The 19,615-nt window shown below is 72.0% G+C and carries 15 protein-coding genes; 11 read left to right on the plus strand and 4 right to left on the minus strand.

The genetic code is table 11. The features are described from left to right. Positions 1–47 precede the first annotated feature (47 nt). The 8 genes from ACZ6TD_RS06285 to ACZ6TD_RS06320 all read left to right on the plus strand — a co-directional run bounded on the left by ACZ6TD_RS06285 (position 48) and on the right by ACZ6TD_RS06320 (position 8,555). Positions 48–728: a GntR family transcriptional regulator gene (locus ACZ6TD_RS06285; RefSeq protein ID WP_471351460.1), complete on the plus strand. Its 681-nt coding sequence runs from the start codon at positions 48–50 to the stop codon at positions 726–728. Between the two features lie 256 nt (positions 729–984). Further along, positions 985–3,270: a beta-glucosidase BglX gene (bglX, locus tag ACZ6TD_RS06290; protein ID WP_471351462.1), complete on the plus strand. Its 2,286-nt coding sequence runs from the start codon at positions 985–987 to the stop codon at positions 3,268–3,270. 194 nt (positions 3,271–3,464) lie between these two features. Continuing rightward, positions 3,465–4,385 carry an AEC family transporter gene (locus ACZ6TD_RS06295; protein WP_471351464.1) on the plus strand — a complete coding sequence of 307 codons (921 nt, stop codon included), beginning with the start codon at positions 3,465–3,467 and terminating at the stop codon, positions 4,383–4,385. Between the two features lie 259 nt (positions 4,386–4,644). Then, a complete protein-coding gene (locus ACZ6TD_RS06300) occupies positions 4,645–5,463 on the plus strand; it encodes a SigB/SigF/SigG family RNA polymerase sigma factor (protein WP_471351465.1) in 819 nt (272 codons plus the stop codon). A 139-nt stretch (positions 5,464–5,602) separates the two neighbouring features. Further along, complete coding sequence (locus ACZ6TD_RS06305; RefSeq protein ID WP_471351466.1) at positions 5,603–6,442, plus strand: SDR family oxidoreductase; 840 nt, start codon at positions 5,603–5,605, stop codon at positions 6,440–6,442. Between the two features lie 46 nt (positions 6,443–6,488). Next, positions 6,489–7,154 (plus strand): C39 family peptidase, encoded by a 666-nt coding sequence (locus ACZ6TD_RS06310; protein ID WP_471351467.1) that lies wholly within the window; start codon positions 6,489–6,491, stop codon positions 7,152–7,154. Positions 7,155–7,279: 125 nt separating this feature from the next. Further along, positions 7,280–8,107 carry an LLM class F420-dependent oxidoreductase gene (locus tag ACZ6TD_RS06315; protein ID WP_471351469.1) on the plus strand — a complete coding sequence of 276 codons (828 nt, stop codon included), beginning with the start codon at positions 7,280–7,282 and terminating at the stop codon, positions 8,105–8,107. Positions 8,108–8,123: 16 nt separating this feature from the next. Beyond that, entirely contained in the window at positions 8,124–8,555 is a 432-nt protein-coding gene (locus ACZ6TD_RS06320; protein WP_471351471.1) for a TIGR03668 family PPOX class F420-dependent oxidoreductase, read from the plus strand. Between the two features lie 20 nt (positions 8,556–8,575). On the opposite strand, the gene ACZ6TD_RS06325 is transcribed toward ACZ6TD_RS06320, so the two are convergent. Then, a complete protein-coding gene (locus ACZ6TD_RS06325; RefSeq protein WP_471351473.1) occupies positions 8,576–8,953 on the minus strand; it encodes a DUF2267 domain-containing protein in 378 nt (125 codons plus the stop codon). Between the two features lie 148 nt (positions 8,954–9,101). Between ACZ6TD_RS06325 and ACZ6TD_RS06330 the strand changes: the two genes are divergently transcribed. Then, on the plus strand, positions 9,102–9,818 hold the full coding sequence (locus ACZ6TD_RS06330) for an HdeD family acid-resistance protein (RefSeq protein WP_471351474.1): 717 nt from the start codon (positions 9,102–9,104) through the stop codon (positions 9,816–9,818). 404 nt (positions 9,819–10,222) lie between these two features. Here the strand turns inward: ACZ6TD_RS06330 and ACZ6TD_RS06335 are convergent, their stop codons facing one another. Next, positions 10,223–12,985, minus strand: a complete 2,763-nt coding sequence (locus ACZ6TD_RS06335; RefSeq protein WP_471351476.1) for a glycoside hydrolase family 2 protein — start codon at positions 12,983–12,985, stop codon at positions 10,223–10,225. A gap of 958 nt (positions 12,986–13,943) precedes the next feature. Continuing rightward, positions 13,944–15,098, minus strand: coding sequence for a baeRF2 domain-containing protein (locus ACZ6TD_RS06340; protein WP_471351477.1), 1,155 nt, complete (start codon positions 15,096–15,098; stop codon positions 13,944–13,946). 131 nt (positions 15,099–15,229) lie between these two features. Here ACZ6TD_RS06340 and polX point away from each other — a divergent pair, with 131 nt between their 5' ends. Both polX and ACZ6TD_RS06350 read left to right on the plus strand, forming a co-directional pair. Beyond that, complete coding sequence (gene polX / locus ACZ6TD_RS06345; RefSeq protein WP_471351479.1) at positions 15,230–16,975, plus strand: DNA polymerase/3'-5' exonuclease PolX; 1,746 nt, start codon at positions 15,230–15,232, stop codon at positions 16,973–16,975. Continuing rightward, a complete protein-coding gene (locus ACZ6TD_RS06350; protein WP_471351480.1) occupies positions 16,972–17,736 on the plus strand; it encodes a uracil-DNA glycosylase in 765 nt (254 codons plus the stop codon). Before polX ends, ACZ6TD_RS06350 begins: the two co-directional genes overlap by 4 nt. A gap of 117 nt (positions 17,737–17,853) precedes the next feature. Here ACZ6TD_RS06350 and ACZ6TD_RS06355 read toward each other — a convergent pair whose 3' ends face one another. Next, positions 17,854–19,452 carry a S1 family peptidase gene (locus tag ACZ6TD_RS06355; RefSeq protein ID WP_471351481.1) on the minus strand — a complete coding sequence of 533 codons (1,599 nt, stop codon included), beginning with the start codon at positions 19,450–19,452 and terminating at the stop codon, positions 17,854–17,856. Between the last annotated feature and the right edge of the window lie 163 nt (positions 19,453–19,615).

The raw sequence follows: 19,615 nt of genomic DNA on the forward strand, positions 1-19,615 counted from the left end.
TTCCCACAGTTGACGGGAAGCAATGGCCACACCTAGGGTCACGTGCCATGCAACGACCCACAGGGAAGCGGCTTCAGCAGACCAGCATGCAGGCGAGGGTCGCCGAAGAGCTGCGGCAGATGATCATCAGTGGTGAACTGCCGCCCCGCTCCAGCCTCTCCGAGATGGCGCTGTCCGAGACCTTCGGCGTCAGCCGGACGCCCATCCGCGAGGCCCTCAAACAGCTCCAGATCGAGGGTCTTGTCGAGGTGCGGCCACGGGTCGGAACGTTCGTCGCCGTACCGTCCCGGCGCGAGCTCACCGAGCTGTTCCAGATGAAGGAGCTGCTGGAGGGCGCCGCCGCCCGGCTGCTCGCCTTCCGCGGGAACGTACCGGAAGTGGAGCGGCTGGAGGCCAATATGAAGGCGGCCGACGCGGCCGTCCGGGACGGCGACACCGAGCAATACGCGGCGCTGGTCCACGAGTTCCACGATCTGATCGTGGTGGGCGCGGACAACAGCAAGCTGGAGGCGCACTACCGCACCCTGATGAACCAGCTGGCCTACGCCCGGCTGGTGCGCACCTCCCTGTCCCGGCCCGGCCGGCTGGACGAGTCCGACGATGAGCACCATCGCGTCCTCAATCTGATCCAGGCCAAGGACGGCGACGGCGCGGAGCGGGTGATGCGGGAGCACGTGCGGATGAGCCACCAGGCCCTGATGGCGGGCATGGACGAGCGCCGGGCCTGACGGGACGGTTCACCCGTGACCGGCCGCGGAGCGCGGAGCGCAGCCGTCCGGACACGATGAGCACACGCGGCTCCCGCGCGACCGGGGCGCCACGGGCCGCGGCCCCGGACGTACCGGGGAGCCCGGACGCCGATCCTGTCGTACGTTGGCTGAAGACCCAGGTGGCGGCCCACATCCCGCGCGGGGTCGTGACCGGCATGGTCGTGAGGAAGCCGGGCTCGGGGAGAACCGATCGCCGAAGACCAGGACGAAGACCATGAACGATGTGCGCAGACGTACGGTGCTCGCCGCGGCCGGGGGGACGGCCATCGCGGGCAAGGCCGCTGCCGCCCGTGCCCAGGCCCCGCCCGCCCCCTCCCCCGGCCAGGCCCGGCCGGGGCGGGAGCCCGGTCCGTACGAGACCAGGATCCAGGCGCTGATGGCGCGGATGTCCGTCGACGAGAAGCTCGGCCAGCTCCAGCAGCTCGCCTGGACCGGCGCCACCGGGCCCGGCGGTGGGCAGACCGCCGCCGCGGAGAAGGCGGCCCGCAGGGGCAGGCTCGGCTCCGTGCTCAACATCTACGGGGCCCGTACCACCAACACACTCCAGCGGATGGCCGTCGAGGAGTCCCGGCTGGGCATTCCGCTGATCTTCGGGCTCGATGTCATCCATGGCATGTGGACCACCTTCCCCATCCCCCTCGCCCAGGCCGCCGCCTTCGATCCCGCGGTGGCCGAGTGGGACGCGGAGGTGTCGGCGCGGGAGGCCCGCTCCAACGGGGTGCACTGGGCGTTCTCGCCGATGATGGACGTCACCCATGAACCGCGCTGGGGACGGATCGCCGAGGGCGACGGCGAGGACCCGTATCTGGCGGCCCGGCTCGCGGCCGCCAAGACCCGCGCCTACCAGGGCGACGACCTCCGCTCCCGGCACCGCCTCGCGGCCTGCGCCAAGCACCTGATCGCCTACGGGGGCGTCGAGGGCGGCCGCGACTACAACACGGTGGACGTCTCCGAGGCCCGGCTGCGCAACTTCTACCTCCCCCCGTTCCGGGCGGCCCTGGACGCCGGGGTGGCCACCGTCATGGCGAGCTTCAACACCGTCAGCGGGGTCCCCGCCCACGGCTACCGGCATGCGCTGACCGAGATCCTCAAGGAGGAGTGGGACTTCGGCGGCTTCGTCGTCAGCGACTACAACGGCGTTCAGGAAATGATCGTCCACGGCTACGCCGCCGACCGCTCCGACGCGGCCCGGCTGGCCTTCGACGCCGGGATCGACATGGAGATGGCCAGCACCACCATCAACGAGTACGGCAAGCGGCTGCTGCGCAGCGGTGAGATCACCACCGAGCGGCTGGACGACGCGGTGGCCCGCATCCTGCGGCTGAAGTTCCGGCTCGGGCTCTTCGAGCACCCCTACACGGACGAGGACACGGCGATCGCGGGACCCACGAAGGCGTCCCGGGCGGCGGCCCGCGAGGCGGCCGGGCGCACCATGGTGCTGCTCAAGAACGAGAAGTCCACGCTCCCGCTGGACCGATCGGGCTCCATCGCCGTCGTCGGTCCCTTCGCCGACTCCACCGATCTGCGCGGCTCCTGGGCCGGGCCCTGGGCCGAGAAGTTCCGCCCGGTCACCGTGCTGGACGCGGTCAAGGACGCGGCGCCGAAGGCCCGGATCAGCCATGTCGAGGGCGTGGACGCGTCCGGCCGGAACACCCGGGGCATCGCACGCGCGGCCTCGGCGGCCAGGGCGACCGATGTGACCGTGGTGGTGGTCGGGGAGGCGGCGACGCTCAGCGGGGAGGCGTCCGTGCGCAGCGACCTCGGCCTGCCCGGCCGGCAGGAGCGGCTGATCTCCGCGATCGCGGACACCGGCGCGCCGTTCGTGGTGGTGCTGCTCAGCGGACGTCCGCTGACGATGGAGGGCTGGCTGGACCGCACACCCGCCGTGCTGCAGGCGTGGCATCCGGGGATCGAGGGCGGCAACGCCATCGCGGATGTGCTCTTCGGCACCGTGAACCCCGGTGGCAAGCTGCCCGTGACCTTCCCGCGCACGGTCGGCCAGATCCCCCTCTACTACAACCACGAGAACACCGGACGCCCCTACGACCGGGCCAACCACTACACCTCCAAGTACCTCGACCTGGCCCACGGACCGCGGTTCCCCTTCGGCCACGGCCTCAGCTACACCACCTTCGACATCGGCGAACCCCGGCTCAGCGTCAGCCGCGTCCGGGCCGAGGCGCTGCGCAAGGGCGACACCGTCGAGGTCGCGGTATCGGTGCGCAACACCGGGCGCCGCAAGGGCGATGAGGTGGTGCAGCTGTACATCCGCGATCCGGTGGCGAGCATCGTGCAACCGGTGCGCAGACTCAGTGGCTTCCGCCGGGTCAGCCTCGGCCCCGGGAAGGCCACCACGGTCCGCTTCCGGCTGAGCGCCGAGGAGCTGGGCTTCTGGACCCAGGATCCGCACGGCCGGTTCCTGCTGCAGAAGGGCGAGATCCGGGTCTTCGCGGGCAACAGCTCCCTGGCCGAGCGGGGCCGCACCCTCACCATCACCTGATCCCGGATACCCCCGCTCGTCAGCGACGTCACAGCGCGGCCGCCGAATTACTTGTAGGGTGCATGCTGACCCTACGCACCCCGGAAGACGCCCTTGATGACCGCCGCGCCCTGGACCTCGACCACCACGACGAGCGGACGAGACCCCGCGGCACCCCGCGCGGGCCGCTCCGGCCACGGTGGGGTGGAGGCCCAGTGGGCGGTGTGATCACCGGCTTCGGTGTCATCGCGACCATCATCGTCACCGGCTATGTCATCGGGCGCCGCCGCTCCTTGGGCGACCACGGCCGCGAGGTGCTCACCAAGCTCTCCTTCGATGTGGCCTCCCCCGCGCTGCTGTTCACCACGCTCTCCAAGGCCGACCTCTCCGTCGTCGTCTCCACGCCGCTGCTGGTGACGGCCCTGAGCACCTTCGTGGTCGCGGGCACGTTCGTGGCCGTCGGCGCCGTACGGCGGTGGAGCGTCGGCCGGACGACGATCGGCGCGCTGTGCGCGAGCTATGTGAACGCGGGCAACCTCGGCATCCCCATCGCGATGTACGTCCTGGGCGACGCGAGCCTGATCGCCCCGGTGCTGCTCTTCCAGCAGCTCGTCATGACCCCGATCGCCCTGACCGTCATCGACCTCTCCCGCCCCGATACCCGCCCCTCGCTGATCCGCAGGCTGACCAGCCCGTTCCGGAACCCCATCGTGATCGGCTCGCTGTCCGGTGTCCTGGTGTCCGCCGCGGGCTGGCGGCTCCCCGGGCCCGTCGTGGAACCGCTCTCGCTGCTGGGCGGCATGGCCGTGCCCGCCGTACTGCTGGCCTTCGGGATCTCGCTGCCGGGCAGTCAGCTCCCCGGGCGCGGCGAGGAGCGCGGGCCGGTGCTGCTGTCGGTGGCGCTGAAGTCCTTCGCCCAGCCGGTGGTGGCGTGGGCCATCGCGGCGGGTGTGTTCCAACTGAGCGGCCCGGCGCTGTTCGCCGCCGTCGTCACCTCCGCGCTACCGGCGGCCCAGAACCTGTTCACCTACGCCTCCCGGTATCAGACCGCCACCGTCCTGGCCCGTGAGTCGATCCTGCTGTCCACCCTGCTCGCGCCGCCGGTGCTGATGACGGTGGCCGCGCTGCTGGGCTGAGACCTGCCCCACGGCGGACCTACGAAACGGGCGTTCGCACCGGTGTGCCACGTCGTCAACCGGTCGGGAAGAACTTTGTTTGCCCCTGGAGGCCCAGGGCAGGCGGATATTCGTGCTTCGGACCGTAGGCACGCACCGCGGGAGCAGTCTGCGACGCTCCAGACCGCGGCGGCGCGCCCGTCCGCACGTCCCCGTGAACCTCCCGCGATGCGCCCCCGGTCCCAGGTGACCCGTCAGCCCATCGCAGGAGGTGTGTTCCGTGACGACCGCGACGCAGCACATGACACGGCCCCAGACCGGCCGCACCAAGCACCCGCATGACGACGCGCCGGACACCAGCGCCGAGTTCGCGGAAATGGCCCGGCTCCCCGACGGCCCGGAGAAGGAGGCGCTGCGCCGTCGGGTGGTGGAGGCATGGATGCCGATGGCCGAGCGGCTGGCCCGGCAGTACCGCAACCGCGGCGAATCCCTGGAGGACCTCCAGCAGGTGGCCGCGCTCGGCCTGGTGAAGGCCGTCAAGCGGTACGACCCGGAACACGGCACCGCCTTCGCCGGGTTCGCGGTGCCCACCATCGTCGGCGAGATCAAGCGCCACTTCCGGGACCACCTGTGGGTGCTGCACGTCCCCCGCCGGGTCCAGGACCTGCGCAACCGGGTGCGGGCCGCCCACCGTGAGCTGTCCCACTCGGCGGACGACCGGCCGCCGCGGGCCCAGGAGATCGCCGAGCGCACCGGGCTGACCGAGAAGGAGGTGCGCGCCGGCATGGAGGCCATGGGCAGCTTCACCCCGCTCTCCCTGGACGCCCAGTTGACCGGCGCCGACGACGGCTACTCGCTGGCCGACACGCTCGGCGCCCAGGAGCCCGCGTACGATCGGGTGGTGGACCGCGAGGCCGTGCGCCCCGGCCTCAGCCGGCTCCCGGACCGGGAGCGGCAGATCCTGTACATGCGCTTCTTCTGCGATATGACACAGGGCCGGATCGCCGAGCAGCTGGGCATCTCCCAGATGCACGTCTCACGGCTCATCAACCGCACCTGCTCCACCCTGCGCGCGCAGGCGCTCGCGGAGGCGAACTGAGCCGGCCGCCACATTGCGCCGCTGGAACGATGTGCGTCGCCTTAGCGGGTGACCGTGGCGCCGTGGGGGGCTACGGCTCCCCCGGCGGGCTGCGAGGGTCGGGGCGGCGGGTGACGGACCAACGAAGGAGACCGAGCCAGTGAACAGCAATCCCGATCGTCCTCCTCCGGTGCGTGTCCCGGAACTCCTCAAGGGGCAGAAGGCGCTGGTGACCGGGGCGAACTCGGGGATCGGAAAGGCCACCGCGATCGCCCTGGGCCGGTCCGGCGCCGATGTGGTGGTCAACTACGCCAGCGACCGGCCGGCCGCCGAGGCCGTCGTCGCCGAGATCCAGAGCCACGGGGTGCGCGCCTACGCCCATCAGACGGATGTGTCCCAGGAGGACCAGGTCGTCGACATGGTGTCCACCATGGTCGACCGCCTGGGCACCATCGACATCCTGGTCGCCAACGCGGGGCTCCAGCGGGACGCGCCCACCACCGAGATGACGCTCGAGCAGTGGCAGAAGGTCCTCTCCGTCAATCTCACCGGCCAGTTCCTGTGCGCCCGGGAGGCCATCAAGGAGTTCCTGCGGCGCGGCGTGGTCCCGGAGGTGTCGCGGGCGGCCGGGAAAGTCATCTGCATGAGCTCGGTGCACCAGGTCATCCCCTGGGCCGGCCATGTGAACTACGCGTCGTCCAAGGGCGGCGTGGCGATGCTGACGCAGACCCTGGCCCAGGAGTTCGCACCCCGCAAAATCCGGGTGAACGCGATCGCGCCGGGCGCCATCAAGACCCCGATCAACCGCAGCGCCTGGCAGACCCCCGAGGCGCGCGACTCCCTCCTGGAGCTCATCCCTTACGGCCGCGTCGGCGACCCCCTGGACATCGCCAACGCCGCCGTCGTCCTGGCCTCGGACCTGTGCGACTACGTGGTGGGCACCACCCTCTACGTCGACGGCGGCATGACCCTCTTCCCGGGCTTCGCCACGGGTGGCTGAGCGGAGACCGGGGCGCGGCGGGCGGAGTTCGGGAAGACTGGCGCACATGCCCGAGACCCCGGTTTCCCTCATCCACCCCGTGCCCTACTACGCCCAGTGGGAGTCGCCCGGCCTGGTGCCCGACATCATCGCGGGCACCCTGTCGGCGGCCGACGATCCGCTGTGGCAGAAGTCCGGGGCCGCGAGCCCGGAGGAGTACGCGTTCTGGTCGTGGCGGCTGTGCGGGATGGCGTGTCTGCGCATGGCGCTGGACCACTGGCGCGGCACCGCGCCACCCGCGGTGACACTCGCCGAGGAGTGTGTCGAGGCGGGGGCGTATGTGCGCCACCCGGACCGGGTGGACGGGCTCGTCTACGCCCCGTTCGCCGCCTACGCGCGGCGCCGCTGGGAGCTGTTCGCCGAGTCGCGGCCGCGGCTGCCGGCCGAGGAGCTGCCGGGACATCTCGCGGCCGGGCGGCTCGCGATGCTGTCCGTCCACCCCTCCCTCCGCACCCTGGACCCGCGGCCGCCGCACCGGGGCGGCCATCTGGTGCTGGCCGTCGGCGCCACCCCGGACCATCTCCTCGTGCACAACCCGTCGGGCTTCCCGGACGGCTCCCAGCGCTTCGCCGAGGTCCCCTGGGGCGACCTCGGGCGGTTCTACGCGGGGCGTGGTGTCCTGCTCGGTCCGGGCGAGGGCCGGTCCCTAGGTCCGGGCGAGCGCCGGTCGTAGGGCTCGCGCCGCCCGGTCCGCCCGCCGCCCGGCCGTGTCACTCGTGCGCGCCGTTGCGGTTTCCGCGCAGCCGGGTACCCATGTGGTTCCCGTAGATCGTCCACGCACCGTCCCAGGGAGCCGCAGTGAAGTTCGGCGTATCCACGTTCGTCACCGACCAGGGCATCCGGCCCGCCCCCTTGGGGCGGGCCCTGGAGGAGCGCGGTTTCGACGCGCTCTTCATCGCGGAGCACAGCCATATCCCGGTGGAGCGCCGTACCCCGTATCCGGGTGGCGGGGACCTGCCGGAGGTCTACTACCACACCCTCGACCCGTTCGTGGCGCTGGCCGCGATCGCCACAGTCACCCGGCGTCTGCTGCTGGGGACCGGTATCGCCCTGGTGGTGCAGCGGGACCCGATCCACACCGCCGGCGAAGTGGCCTCCCTCGACCTGATCTCGGACGGACGGGCCGTCTTCGGGGTCGGCGCCGGCTGGAACCGCGAGGAGATGGAGAACCACGGGACCGATCCGTCCACCCGGGGCCGGCTGATGGACGAGCGGCTGCGGGCCATCCGCGAGCTGTGGACGAAGGAGAAGGCCGAGTTCCACGGGGAGTTCGTGAACTTCGACCCCGTCTTCCAGTGGCCCAAGCCGGTCCAGCGGCCGCATCCGCCGATCTATGTGGGTGGTGGCGGCGATGCCGCGTTCCGCCGTATCGCCGCCGTCGGCGACGCCTGGCTGGCCAACAGCGGATCCCCCGAGGAGCTGCGCCCGCAGATGGAGCGGCTGCGCGAGGTGGCCGGCCGCGAGGTGCCGGTGACGTTGTACGCGATGCCCGAGGACGCCGACGCGGCCGAGGGGTACCAGCGCATCGGGGTGGAGCGGGTGCTGTTCTACCTGCCGACGATGCCGGAGGCGGAGACGATCGCACGGCTGGACTCGATGGCCCGCATCGCCGCCCGGTTCCAGTGAGCCGCCGGGGGTCGCGATGCCACGGCTGACGAGCGCGCAGGCGCGGGAGCGCTTCGCACGGGCCCGGCTGGCCCGGCTGGCCACGGTCGGCGCCGAGGACCGCCCGCATCTGGTGCCGGTGGTCTTCGCACTGGCCGGTGACACCGTGGTGACGGCCGTCGACCACAAGCCGAAGCGGACGACACGGCTGAAGCGCCTGGACAACATCCGCGCCCACCCCGCCGTATCCCTCCTGGTGGACGACTACGACGAGAACTGGGACCACCTGTGGTGGGCGCGCGCCGATGGCACGGCCCGCGTCCTGCCGTCGGCGGACGAGTCGACGGTGTCCTCGGACTACGTCCGGCTGCTCGTGGACACCTACCCGGCCCAGTACGGGGACCGGCCGCCGCGCGGGCCGGTCGTGGAGATCACCGTCGGGCGGTGGAGCGGCTGGCGGGCCGGATGAGCCGAGCGCCCGTGGGCGGGTCAGCGCGCGGACTCCGCCATCCTCGCGAACTCGCTGCCGAGCTGGGACATGGCGTGGCCGTACTCCTCGGCGGAGACGGCCTCCCGGAGCGTGGCGAGGACCGCCCGGACACCTCGGTCGGCCTCCGGCTCGGACAGCCCGGTGCGCTCGTGCACCCTGCGGACCGACTCCTCGGGGTCGAAGACCTCCATCTCCCCCGGCCCGCGCCGAAGGGACTCCCGGAGGTGTCCGGGCAGCTCCTGGGCGAGCTCGCGGGCCTCGCCCGCGCTCAGGCGGGCCGCCAGGGTCTCGAGCGTGGCGCGGGTGACATCGGCCGCCTCCTGCCGCGACAGCTGGGTGCGGTCCGCCACCGTCTGGAAGAACTCCCGGTCGTCCATGCGGGCCTCCCTATGACGCGCACCAGGACACGGCCTCACCACCACCTTGCCATGCGGGTCCACCGCCCGCGAGGCGCTGGAACGGGCACGGAGGGACGATGGATCTGTGGGTTACGGCCATCTTGTTCCCCCGAGGAGGTGGACGACCATGACTTACTCCTCCGACAGTCCGCATGGCGCCGGGCAGCCGAGAGAGGAACCCTACGGCCGGCCGGGAGAGCGGCCCTCCGATGAGGGCAGCCCGTACGCCGCGATGCAGAACATGCTGTCCAACGCCGCCTGGCAGGTCCTGGTGACCGCGGGTCTGGTGGCGATCGCGCTCGGCATCATGGTGCTGGCATGGCCGGGTCCCTCCCTGGTGGTGATCGGCGCCCTGTTCGGGGCGTATCTGCTGATCAGCGGGATCTTCCAGTTGGCCGGGGCCTTCGGTTCGCATATCCCGAGGCAGCTGCGGGTGATGAGCTTCGTCACCGGCGCGCTGAGCGTGCTGCTGGGACTGCTCTGCTTCCGGGGTCCGGCCCAGTCGATCCTGCTGCTCGCGCTGTGGATCGGCTTCGCCTGGCTGATCCGGGGCGTGATGCAGACCGCCATGGCGATCTCCGGTGAGGGCATGCCCGCCCGGGGCTGGCAGGTGTTCCTCGGTCTGCTCACCATCCTGGGCGGGATCATCCTGATCGTGGCGCCCTTCGGCTCGATCACGGCGCTCACCGTGGTGGCCGGGATCTGGCTGCTCGCGCTGGGCATCATCGAGATCATGCACGGCGTCCAGCTGCGCACCAGTCTGGGCGGACCCGGCGCCCCGCGCGCCGAGCACCGGGGGATGCACTTCCCCCGCTTCCGCTCGCAGCCGCACCCTCAGGCGTAATCCGGCCGCCGCGACGGCCGTGCGTGGCCGTCGCGGCGGACCGCGGACGATCGGGGTCAGGGGCTCCGGCTCGGGACGGGGTGGCGGGGTGGGGTGTGTCAGCGGGTCTGCACCCACCACGCCATCAGACCGATGGCCGCGGTGCCGCACGCGTACGAGGCGCCCCGGACGAAGTTGGCGGCGGCGAGTCGACCGTATCGACGCCATCTGCTGCTGGAACGGCTGGGTACCGGCGGGCGAACCTCCATGGTGTGCATATGGAGCCCCTTTCGTGAGCGTACGGACAGTGACTGTCCGACACGGGGGAACGACGCGCTGGAGAAAGCATACAAAAGTGTGAACTTGCCCCATGCATCGGACTCGCCGAAAAAATTCCTTTCGACACGATTTCAGGACGTGGGTGGTCAGCGGGCCTTGGCGGCCGCGGGGACGGTGCGGGTGGCGGTGTTCCAGCCCGAGATCCGCACCGAGGGGGCCGAACCACCGAGGTCCGCCGTGCGATAGGTGGCGGTGAGCGTCACCGACTCGCCCGGCCACAGGCTCACCTCGTTGTCCGACCAGCGAACGGGCAGGACCGGCTTGCCCGAGCCGTTCACCAGATGGGCGTCCACGAGCAGTGCCGGTGTGCGCCCGCTCCCGGTGTTGCGCAGGGTGACGGTCGTGGTGGTGGAGTCCGGCCCGCCGGTCGTGGTGGCGGTGGCGGACACCGGCGCCTCGGCCATGTCGTCGAGCCCGGTCAGATCCGCGTACGAGGTGGTGGGGGTGTAGTACCAGTCGGTGTTGTCCCAGTCCAGTACGTCCTTCTCGGTGGAGAGCCAGTACACATTGCGGCTGACCTCCTTGCCCGCGCCATCGGTGAGCTGGAGCTTGACCAGATAGGCGCCGGACAGCCCGCTCACGTCGGCCGGGACCGTGAGCGCGGTGGCCTTGCCGCCGTCGCCCGGCACCCGGAGGCCGGTGGCGCTCTTGTCGAACTTCCGGGTGCCGTCGGGGGTGTAGAGGCTGACCCGGGCGGTGAGACCGGTGGCGGCGGTGTGCTCGCTGTTGACCACGACCACCGAGCGGGAGTCGTACGAGTACTGGATGTGCAGGGGCTCATTGGCCTTCTTGGCGCCGTAGTAGGCCCCGCCCTGGTCCAGGTAGCGGTCGAAGAGCTGCCAGTGGAGCGAGGTCCAGCCGCTGTTCAGCATCCAGTGGACGACGCCGGTGGCGGGCCGGGAGGCGTCGGAGAAGTTGCGCGCGTACGCCTCGAACTGGGCGCGCACCGCCTCGTACCGCGCCAGCCCCGCCTTGCGCACGTAGTCCGTCAGCCCGGTCGGCTTTCCGTAGCGGCCGATCAGCGCGTTGTCGAACAGCTTCAGGTCACCGAAGGTGGCGGACGGGGACCGGTGGTACTGCTTGGCCGACGGGTCCCGCCACAGGGTTTCCAGTTCACTCGGGGACATCATGCGGCGGAGCGTGTCCAGGGTGGGGATGTCGGGTCCGGCGCTGGTCTCGGAGTTGAAGCCGGTGGCGCCGCCCTCCCGCTTGGCGTACCAGTAGTCCGGCGGGACCCAGTCGTAGGGACCGGTCATCTTCATGCCGGACTTCCCGAGTCGCGGGGAGGACTTGGCGGAGGCGGCGGGGATCACCGGGTTCGGCCAGTCGGCGGCCTCGAGCGCGTCGAGGTAGTTCTTCTCGATGGTGGCGTCGGGGGCGAAGTCGCTGCCGATGAGGAAGGAGATGACGCTGGGGTGGTCGCGCAGCCGCGCGGCCTCGGCGGCCATCGAGTCCTCGGCGACCGGGTAGTCGGCGGGGTTCCACTTCTCCCCCGTCTCATCGCCGTTGACCTGGCCCTCCCACTTGTCGCAGCACTCCCAGCCGGGAAGGGTCAGGACGCCGTAGCGGTCGGCGAGGTCGAAGAACTCGTCCGGCTCGATATGGCCTTCGAGGCGGACGGTGTTCAGCCCCAGGTCGAGCGTGTACTTCAGCCGGTCCTCCACCGAGCGGGTGTCCCAGCGCAGAAACACATCGGGGGACCAGCCGCCCGCCTTGATCAGCAGCGGGCGTCCGTTGACGCGGTACTGGCGGGCACCGTCGGCGTTGAGCGGCGCCTTGACGTCACGGATACCGAAGCTGTGGTGGGCGGTGTCGGAGGGGGTGCCCGAGACGGTGGCGGTGAGGTCGAGGTCGTACAGCGGCTGGTCGCCCATCCCGGCGGGCCACCACACCTTGGGCCGGTCCAGGCGCAGTTGGGGGAAGTCGGCGGGGGTGAAGGTGACGGACTTGGTCTCGTGCGGGGCGAGCGGGACCGTGCGGCTGATGGCCGCGGGGCCGGCCGTGCCGGAGACCGTGGCGGTGACCGACGAGGCGGAGTCGTTGCGGACCCGCGCCTTGACGGTGAGCTCGGCGGAGGCGAGCGAGTCGGTGTCCAGCCGGGTCGTCACATGCGCGTCGCGCAGGGCCACCGGGCCGCCGCGGCGCACCAGCACGTCGCGGACGATGCCCATGTTCTGGTCGGGCGGGGGCTGCAGCCAGTCGATCCAGCCCATCGTGAGGTTCTTGCGCGGATCATTGGGCTGGACACGGAACGCCACCGTATTGGTCCCCGCCCTGACCAGGTCGGTGACATCCAGCTCATGCCGGGTGTACGCACCGGCGATCCGCTCCTTGGTGGCCACCTGGACGCCGTTGACGTACACATCGGCCGCGGACACCACACCGCTGACGTCCAGATAGGTGCGGCGGGAGGAGTCGGCCACGGTGAAGTCGCCGCGGTACCACCAGGGGACGGTGAAGTCGGCCGCGGGGATCTTCTCGAGGTTGGTCGAGTAGAACGGATCCGGGTACGTACCGGCCGCGAGCAGCCCGGCGAGCACCGTCGACCGGGGCCCCACCGGATGCCAGCCGGACGCGGGGTAGCCGGGGGTGGAGATGGCCGCGGGGGTGTCCGGCACCTTGGCCGAGGACTGCGTGGCGAAGCCCGCGAGCGGGGTCGCGGTGCCGGGGGCCGCGCCCACCCGGGTCACCGGGGTCGGGCCGCCCGCCGCCGGTCCGCCGCGCGGGGGTGCGGCGCCCGTAGTGAGGGAGACGGTGAGGAGCAGGCCGCCGACGGCGAGCGAGGCGGTCAGAGCGCGTCGGACGCGGGCTCGCGCCCGCCGCCGGAATGGTGCCGGACGGAGGACCACGGATGTCTCCCTGAGGGCAGGCAGAGCATTGGTTAAGTAGGTTTCCTAACAACCAACGGACGGTAGAGAGCTGAGCGAGCCATGTCAACCAGCCCCGCCGAGGAATGCCCTTCCGGCGGATAGCGCGGTGGGGTGCGGCGCCGCGGTAACGCGCGGCGCCGCACCCCGGCACGGTGCCCCCGGCACGGCCGGACTGGCACGGCGCGGGCCCAGCGCGGAGCGGTCGGGCGCGGCACGGTCAGGCGCGGCCAGGCGCGGCGCGGACACGCGCAGCGCGGTCGGCGCAGCCAGTCCGGCACAGCCAGACCAGCGCAGCCAGCGCGGCACAGCCCAGCGCGCCAGCGCGGCGCGATCAACCCGGCCAGCGGCACGGTCACGCGCGGCGCGGCCGGCCCGGCACGGCCAGTCCGACGCAGCCAGACCGGCGCGGCCAAGCACGGCACGGCCAAGCACGGCACGGCCAGACCAGCGCGGCCAGCACGGCCAGCACAGCCAGCGCGGAGCAGCCAACGCGGCACGGCCAGACCGGCCAGCGCGGCACGGTCACGCGCGGCACGGTCGGCCCGGCACGGTCGGCCCGACGCAGCCAGACCGGCGCGGCCAAGCACGGCACGGCCAGACCAGCGCAGCCAGCGCGGAGCAGCCAACGCGGCACGGCCAGACCGGCCAGCGCGGCACGGTCACGCGCGGCACGGTCGGCCCGGCACGGCCAGGCGCGGCCAGGCGCGGCACAGCCAGCCCGACACGGACACGCCCGGCTCGGCACGGCAAGACCGGCACAGCCAAGCGCAGCGTGGCCAGCGCGGCGTGGCCGGGGCCAGACCGGCGCCGCCTGACCGGCGCGGCCGGTGTGGCACGGACACGCGCGGCACGGTCAGACCGGCCAAACGGCCAGGCGTGGCGCGGACAGCGCGGGGCACGGGGCGCCAGCGCTCCGTGGCTGGCCGCTCGCGCCTCGTCAGGCGTGCCAGCGCAGCACCGCGCCCAGGCCCCCGGCCGGTCCCTGGAGCCCCTCGGGCACCACCAGCACCTCGGTGTCGGCCACTGTCGCGGACCGCATCAGCGCGTCGTCCGCACGGGCGGGCTCGGGTGTTCTGACGCCCATGGCGCGCGCCTGGGAGCGCTGCACGGCCACCTGATCGGCGTCCGGCCCGATCCACACCTCATGGCGCATATCGCCCCCCGCGTGCCCCAGCAGCAGCGTGGCCGCCTGATGGCGGCGCATGGCCTCCACCACCGCCGGTACGCCCTCCGCCGCCCCGCTGCTCGGCGGCCCGGTGCCGTCGTGTCCGCCCAGGGCCGGTCCGCCGGGGCGGCCCCGCCCGGCGCGGAAGAGATCGAGGACCGTCTCCAGGTGGGCGCGGGCGTACTCCGCGCGGGCGTGGTCGATCTCCGCGTTCAGTCGCTCGGAGCAGCCGGCGGCCCTGCTGCCGTGGCGCGTCTCCTCCGTCTTGGCCCGCAGCGGCTCGGGCAGCCGGTCGCGTACGGCCCGGCGCTCGCGCGGGTCACCGGCCAGGATCAGCAGGTCGACGTCGCCGTCCGTCCACTGCCGCACCAGCTCGTCGGCAACGCGGTCGGCGGTCTGCTCCCAGGTGTTCCCGACCCGGTTGCGGTAGTGCCACTCGAAGCGGTCGGCGGGCACCGACCGGTGGCCCCGGCCATGCGCTCTGCGACCCCCGGCGCGCCCCGCCGGGCGGGCACCGGTGTCGTCCCGCAGCTCCAGATCGGCCCCCGCCTGGTCGACGAAGGCCACCAGACAGGCCGGCCACTCACCGCGGAACGCGGCCAGCGGCGCCACTCGCGGCAGCATCGACCAGGACGTCACCACGTCGATCGGGGACGTGGCCAGCGGCAGGTCGAGCACCACCTCGCCGCCCGCCGCGAACAGCGCCCGCCCCGCGGACGCCCTGGCCCATTGCTCACCGGCCAGCCGCTCGATCACCGCGTCACAGGTGGCGCGGTCGGCGCCCTGGCCGGTCAGCTGATCCGCCACGAACCGCTCCCGCAGCCTGCGCCGCCTGGGCGCGTCCTCCGTACTGCGGGAAGTGTCCATGTACACGCCCGCCCATGGACCGGGGCGGTCGAACAACGGCTTCAGGAATCCAACGTCCATGACCTCCCCCAAACCCGGGGAAACACACGGCAGAAACCGGTCGACCCGCCTCGCGCGGATCGCCGTTTCGCTCCTGCCACCAGGATCCCTCCACCTCACCGGGATCGCCAGAGCCGACTAAAATCGCTGTCATGGCTCGCTCCAACGAGGAGGTCGAAGCCCTCCTGCGCGAATACGCCGATCTGCTCCTGATCACGGGCGGGGACGCGTACCGAGCGCGTGCGTACGAGAAGGCCGCCCGGGCGATCGGCGGCCACGCGGCCGACATCTCGCAGTTCGACGCGAAGGCGCTGCGGGACATCCCCAATGTGGGCCGGTCGATCGCCGACAAGGTGGTCGAGTACCTGCACACCGGGACCATGCCCGCCGTCGAGGAGGCCCGCGCCGCGATCCCGGCCGGGGTGCGGGAGCTGACCGCGATCCCGGCGCTCGGGCCGAAGAAGGCCATGATCCTCTACGAGGAGCTGGAGATCTCCTCGATCGACCAGCTGGCCCAGGCCATCGAGGACCACCAGTTGCGCGATCTCAAGGGCTTCGGGCCGAAGTCCGAGGAGAACATCCTGCACGGCATCGGTCTGATGCGTGCCGCGGGCAACCGCATCCCGCTCGACGAGGCCATGGACGTGGCCGATGACATCGTCGCCGCCCTGTCCAAGGTGCCCGGCTGCCGGCGGTGCGCCTACGCCGGGTCGCTGCGCCGGATGAGGGAGACCGTGGGCGATGTGGACATCCTGGTGGCGGCGGAGGAATCCGGCCCGTTCATGGAGGCGTTCACCCGGCTGCCGCTCACCTCCGAGGTGATCGCCCACGGCCAGAAGAAGACGTCGATCCGCACCACGAAGGGACTCCAGGTGGATCTGCGGGTCCTGCCGCTGGACTCCTGGGGCGCGGGACTGCTCTACTTCACCGGCTCGAAGGCCCACAACATCCGCGTCCGCGCGATCGCGGTGCGCCATGGCCTCAAGCTCTCCGAGTACGGCCTCTTCGAGACCAAGAGCGGCAAGACGATCGCCTCGCGGAGCGAGGAGGACGTCTACGCCCGGCTCGGCATGGACTGGATCCCGCCGACGCTGCGCGAGGACCGGGGCGAGGTCAAGGCGGCCCTCGAAGGTCAACTCCCCCGGCTGGTCAAGGAGTCCGATCTGCGGGGCGATCTGCACACCCACACCAACCTCACCGACGGGCTGGAGTCGCTGGAGGACATGATCACCAAGGCGGAGCGGCGCGGCTACGCGTACTACGCCATCACCGATCACGCGCCCAAGCTGTACATGCAGCAGATGACCGAGGAGAAGATGCTGGCCCAGCGGGAGCGGGTGCGCGCACTCGACCGGGGTCGCGGACGCGGGGACACCCGGCTGCTGCACGGTGTGGAGCTGAACATCGACGTCGACGGGGACGTGGACTGGCCGCCCGAGTTCCTCGAGGACTTCGATCTGTGCGTGGCCTCGGTGCACACCCAGTTCGGCCTGGACCGCAAGGCCATGACCCGGCGGCTGGTGAGGGCCTGCGAGAACCCGCACGTGCATGTCATCGGCCATCCGACCACCCGGCTGATCGGCAAACGGCCCGGTATCGACGCCGACTTGGACGAGGTGTTCGCCGCCTGCGCCCGCACCGGCACCGCACTGGAGATCAACGCGCATCCGGACCGGCTCGATCTGTCGGACGAGAACATCCTGCGGGCCAAGTCGCACGGCGTGGTGTTCGCCCTGGACAGCGACGCCCACTCGACCCGGGATCTGGACAACATGCGGTACGGGGTGGGCATGGCCCAGCGGGGCTGGCTGACCCCCGACGATGTCATCAACACCTGGTCGCTCACCCGGCTGCGGCGTTTTCTTCGCAAGGACACGGGGCACCAGCCCCCTACATGACCACCTCCGAATCCGACCGCTCGTACCCCGCCCGTCAGGCCCCCGGCGCCGAAACCCTCGCCGAGCTGGACGCACGGGTCATCGACTGCCGTGCCTGCCCCCGGCTGGTCCAGTGGCGGGAGGAAGCCGCCCGCACCAAGCGCCGGGCCTACGCCGACTGGGAGTACTGGGGGCGGCCGGTGCCCGGTTTCGGGCCGCCGGACGCCGGGGTGGCGATCGTGGGGCTCGCACCGGCCGCCCACGGTGGAAACCGCACGGGCCGGATGTTCACCGGCGACCGCGCCGGCGACTTCCTGTACGCCGCGCTGTACGACCTGGGGCTGGCCAGCCGGCCGACCGCCACCCACCGCGGTGACGGCCTGGAGCTGTACGGGGTCAGGATCACCTCGCCGGTGCACTGTGCCCCGCCCGCCAACCGCCCCACCCCCGAGGAGCGGGACACCTGCCGCTCGTGGCTGGCCCGGGAGCTGCGGCTGCTGCGGCCGACACTGCGGACCGCGGTGGTGCTCGGCGCGTTCGGCTGGCAGGCCGTGATGCCCGCCCTGGAGGCGGCCGGATGGGCAGTGCCCCGGCCCCGGCCGGTGTTCGGGCACGGCGCGCGGGCCACGCTGCGGGCGGCCGACGACGGGCCGCCGCTCACGCTCTTCGGCTGCTACCACGTGAGCCAGCAGAACACCTTCACCGGGCGGCTCACCCCGGCCATGCTGCGCGAGGTGCTCGGCGCGGCGGCGGAGGCGGCGGGGCTTCCGGTCTCCGGCTAGGGCCGGAGGGTCGTAGATCTCGTAGATCTCGTAGATCTCGTAGGTCGTAGGGAAAGGGGAGGCCCCGGGCACTGGGGCAGGAGGGCGCCCGGGACCTCGTTCATGGGGTGGGCCGGGTCAGTTGAGACCCTGGCCCGCGACGCTGCCGGTGTCACCGGCCCCGGCGGCCGCGCCCGCGTCGCCAGAGCCCGCGTCACCGGCGCCCGCGTCACCGGCTCCGGCATTGCCCGCACCTGCGGCGTCACCGGCACCACCGGCCGCATCACCAGCGCCACCGGCCGCGTCACCAGCGCCGCCCGCCGCATCACCAGCGCCACCGGCCGCGTCACCGCCACCGGCGCCGCCGCCGTCCGCGCCGATGACCGCGCCGGTGGCCTCCAGCGCGGCGGTCACCGGCTGGAAGAACGTCTCGCCGCCCTGGGTGCAGTCACCGCTGCCGCCGGACGTCAGCCCGACCGCCGCGTCCTCGGCGAACATCGCGCCACCGCTGTCGCCGGGCTCGGCGCACACATCGGTCTGGATGAGGCCGTTGACGATGTCGCCGTTGCCGTAGTTCACCGTGGCGTTGAGGCCGGTGACCGTGCCGTCGGTGACCCCGGTCGTGGAGCCGGAGCGCTGCACCTTCAGGCCCACGCTCGCCTCGACGGCACGCCCGATCTCCTGGGTGCTGCCGTCCTGGAGGTCGACCGTGCTGGACGGCTGGGTGGTGGTGTCGTCGTACATCACCAGCGCGAAGTCGTTCTCGGGGAACTTGGAGTCCTGCACCGTGCCCACCTGCTGGGCGCCGGCCTCGTCCGAGGTCCAGGTCTGGGATTCGTTGCCGCAGTGGCCCGCGGTCAGGAAGCCCGGCGCGCCGTCGACGCTGACGTTGAAGCCCAGCGAACAGCGGGCGCCACCGCCGAAGATGGCATCGCCACCGTCGAGCCCACCGGCCGCGGCGTCCCCGCCACCCCCGGCGTCCCCACCACCCCCGGCGTCACCGGCACCCCCGGCGTCACCGGCACCCCCGGCGTCTCCGGCGCCACCGGTACCGGCGTCACCCGCACCACCGGCGGTCCCCGCGTCGCCCGCACCACCTGCGGTACCGGCACCCGCGTCACCCGCACCGCCCGCCGCACCGGCGGCGTCCCCGGCGCCCGCGTCACCCGCGTCACCTGCCGCGTCCCCGGCGCCCGCGCCGCCGTTGTCGCCTGGCTGGGCCGCCTCCTCGCCGTCGAACTTCTTGAACTCGCCCTTGCTGCGCTTGACGCTGACCGTGCCCTCCATCTGGTCCGTGGCCTTGGTCAGCGTGTCCCACTTCGTGCCGGTCACCGTCCGGTCGGCGGTCACCTGGACCTTGTTGGTGACCGGGTCGATCGACCAGGCGGTGCCGGGTACCGACGCATCGCTGCTCAGCGTCTGGGTGGCGGCTTTCAGATCGGCCATGCTGTTCTGGACGACCTTCGCCACGGCGCCCTTGGCCCGGACGGACTCGGCGGAGTCCTCGTCCACCACGTTCATGACCAACTGGCGGTTGCCGTTGTCGTAGTACCAGCCCGCGCCGTTGTCACCGAGGTCCGAGGCGAGACTCCTCGCGAGCTTCACGGCGGCCGGGGACGAGAAGGTCTTGGCGCCCGACGTCTCGTCCGGGTTCGCGTTCGCGTTGGGCAGCAGAATGGCGGCTGCCCCGAGCGCGGTGATGGCGGCTCCGGAAATGGCGAGGGTCCGCTTGTTCACACGTCGGTGGCTCAACTCACTGACCTCCAGTCGGGGATGCGCGGCAGGCGTACGCGGAGCGCTTGCCGCGTTCCGCCACGCCCCCGCGCGGGGCCACCACGACGTACGTGGACGCGTTCGCCCCGTTCTCACCCGTACTCAAGGTCTGATGAATGGCTGCGCC

This window comes from Streptomyces yongxingensis, assembly GCF_055597465.1.

Excerpts from the sequence above, each read along its gene's own strand:
- ACZ6TD_RS06285 (WP_471351460.1), top strand. The coding sequence starts at position 48 with ATGCAACGACCCACAGGGAAGCGGCTTCAGCAGACCAGCATGCAGGCG.
- bglX (WP_471351462.1), top strand. The coding sequence starts at position 985 with ATGAACGATGTGCGCAGACGTACGGTGCTCGCCGCGGCCGGGGGGACG.
- ACZ6TD_RS06310 (WP_471351467.1), top strand. The coding sequence starts at position 6,489 with ATGCCCGAGACCCCGGTTTCCCTCATCCACCCCGTGCCCTACTACGCC.
- ACZ6TD_RS06320 (WP_471351471.1), top strand. The coding sequence starts at position 8,124 with ATGCCACGGCTGACGAGCGCGCAGGCGCGGGAGCGCTTCGCACGGGCC.
- ACZ6TD_RS06325 (WP_471351473.1), bottom strand. The coding sequence starts at position 8,953 with ATGGACGACCGGGAGTTCTTCCAGACGGTGGCGGACCGCACCCAGCTG.
- ACZ6TD_RS06330 (WP_471351474.1), top strand. The coding sequence starts at position 9,102 with ATGACTTACTCCTCCGACAGTCCGCATGGCGCCGGGCAGCCGAGAGAG.
- ACZ6TD_RS06340 (WP_471351477.1), bottom strand. The coding sequence starts at position 15,098 with ATGGACGTTGGATTCCTGAAGCCGTTGTTCGACCGCCCCGGTCCATGG.
- polX (WP_471351479.1), top strand. The coding sequence starts at position 15,230 with ATGGCTCGCTCCAACGAGGAGGTCGAAGCCCTCCTGCGCGAATACGCC.
- ACZ6TD_RS06350 (WP_471351480.1), top strand. The coding sequence starts at position 16,972 with ATGACCACCTCCGAATCCGACCGCTCGTACCCCGCCCGTCAGGCCCCC.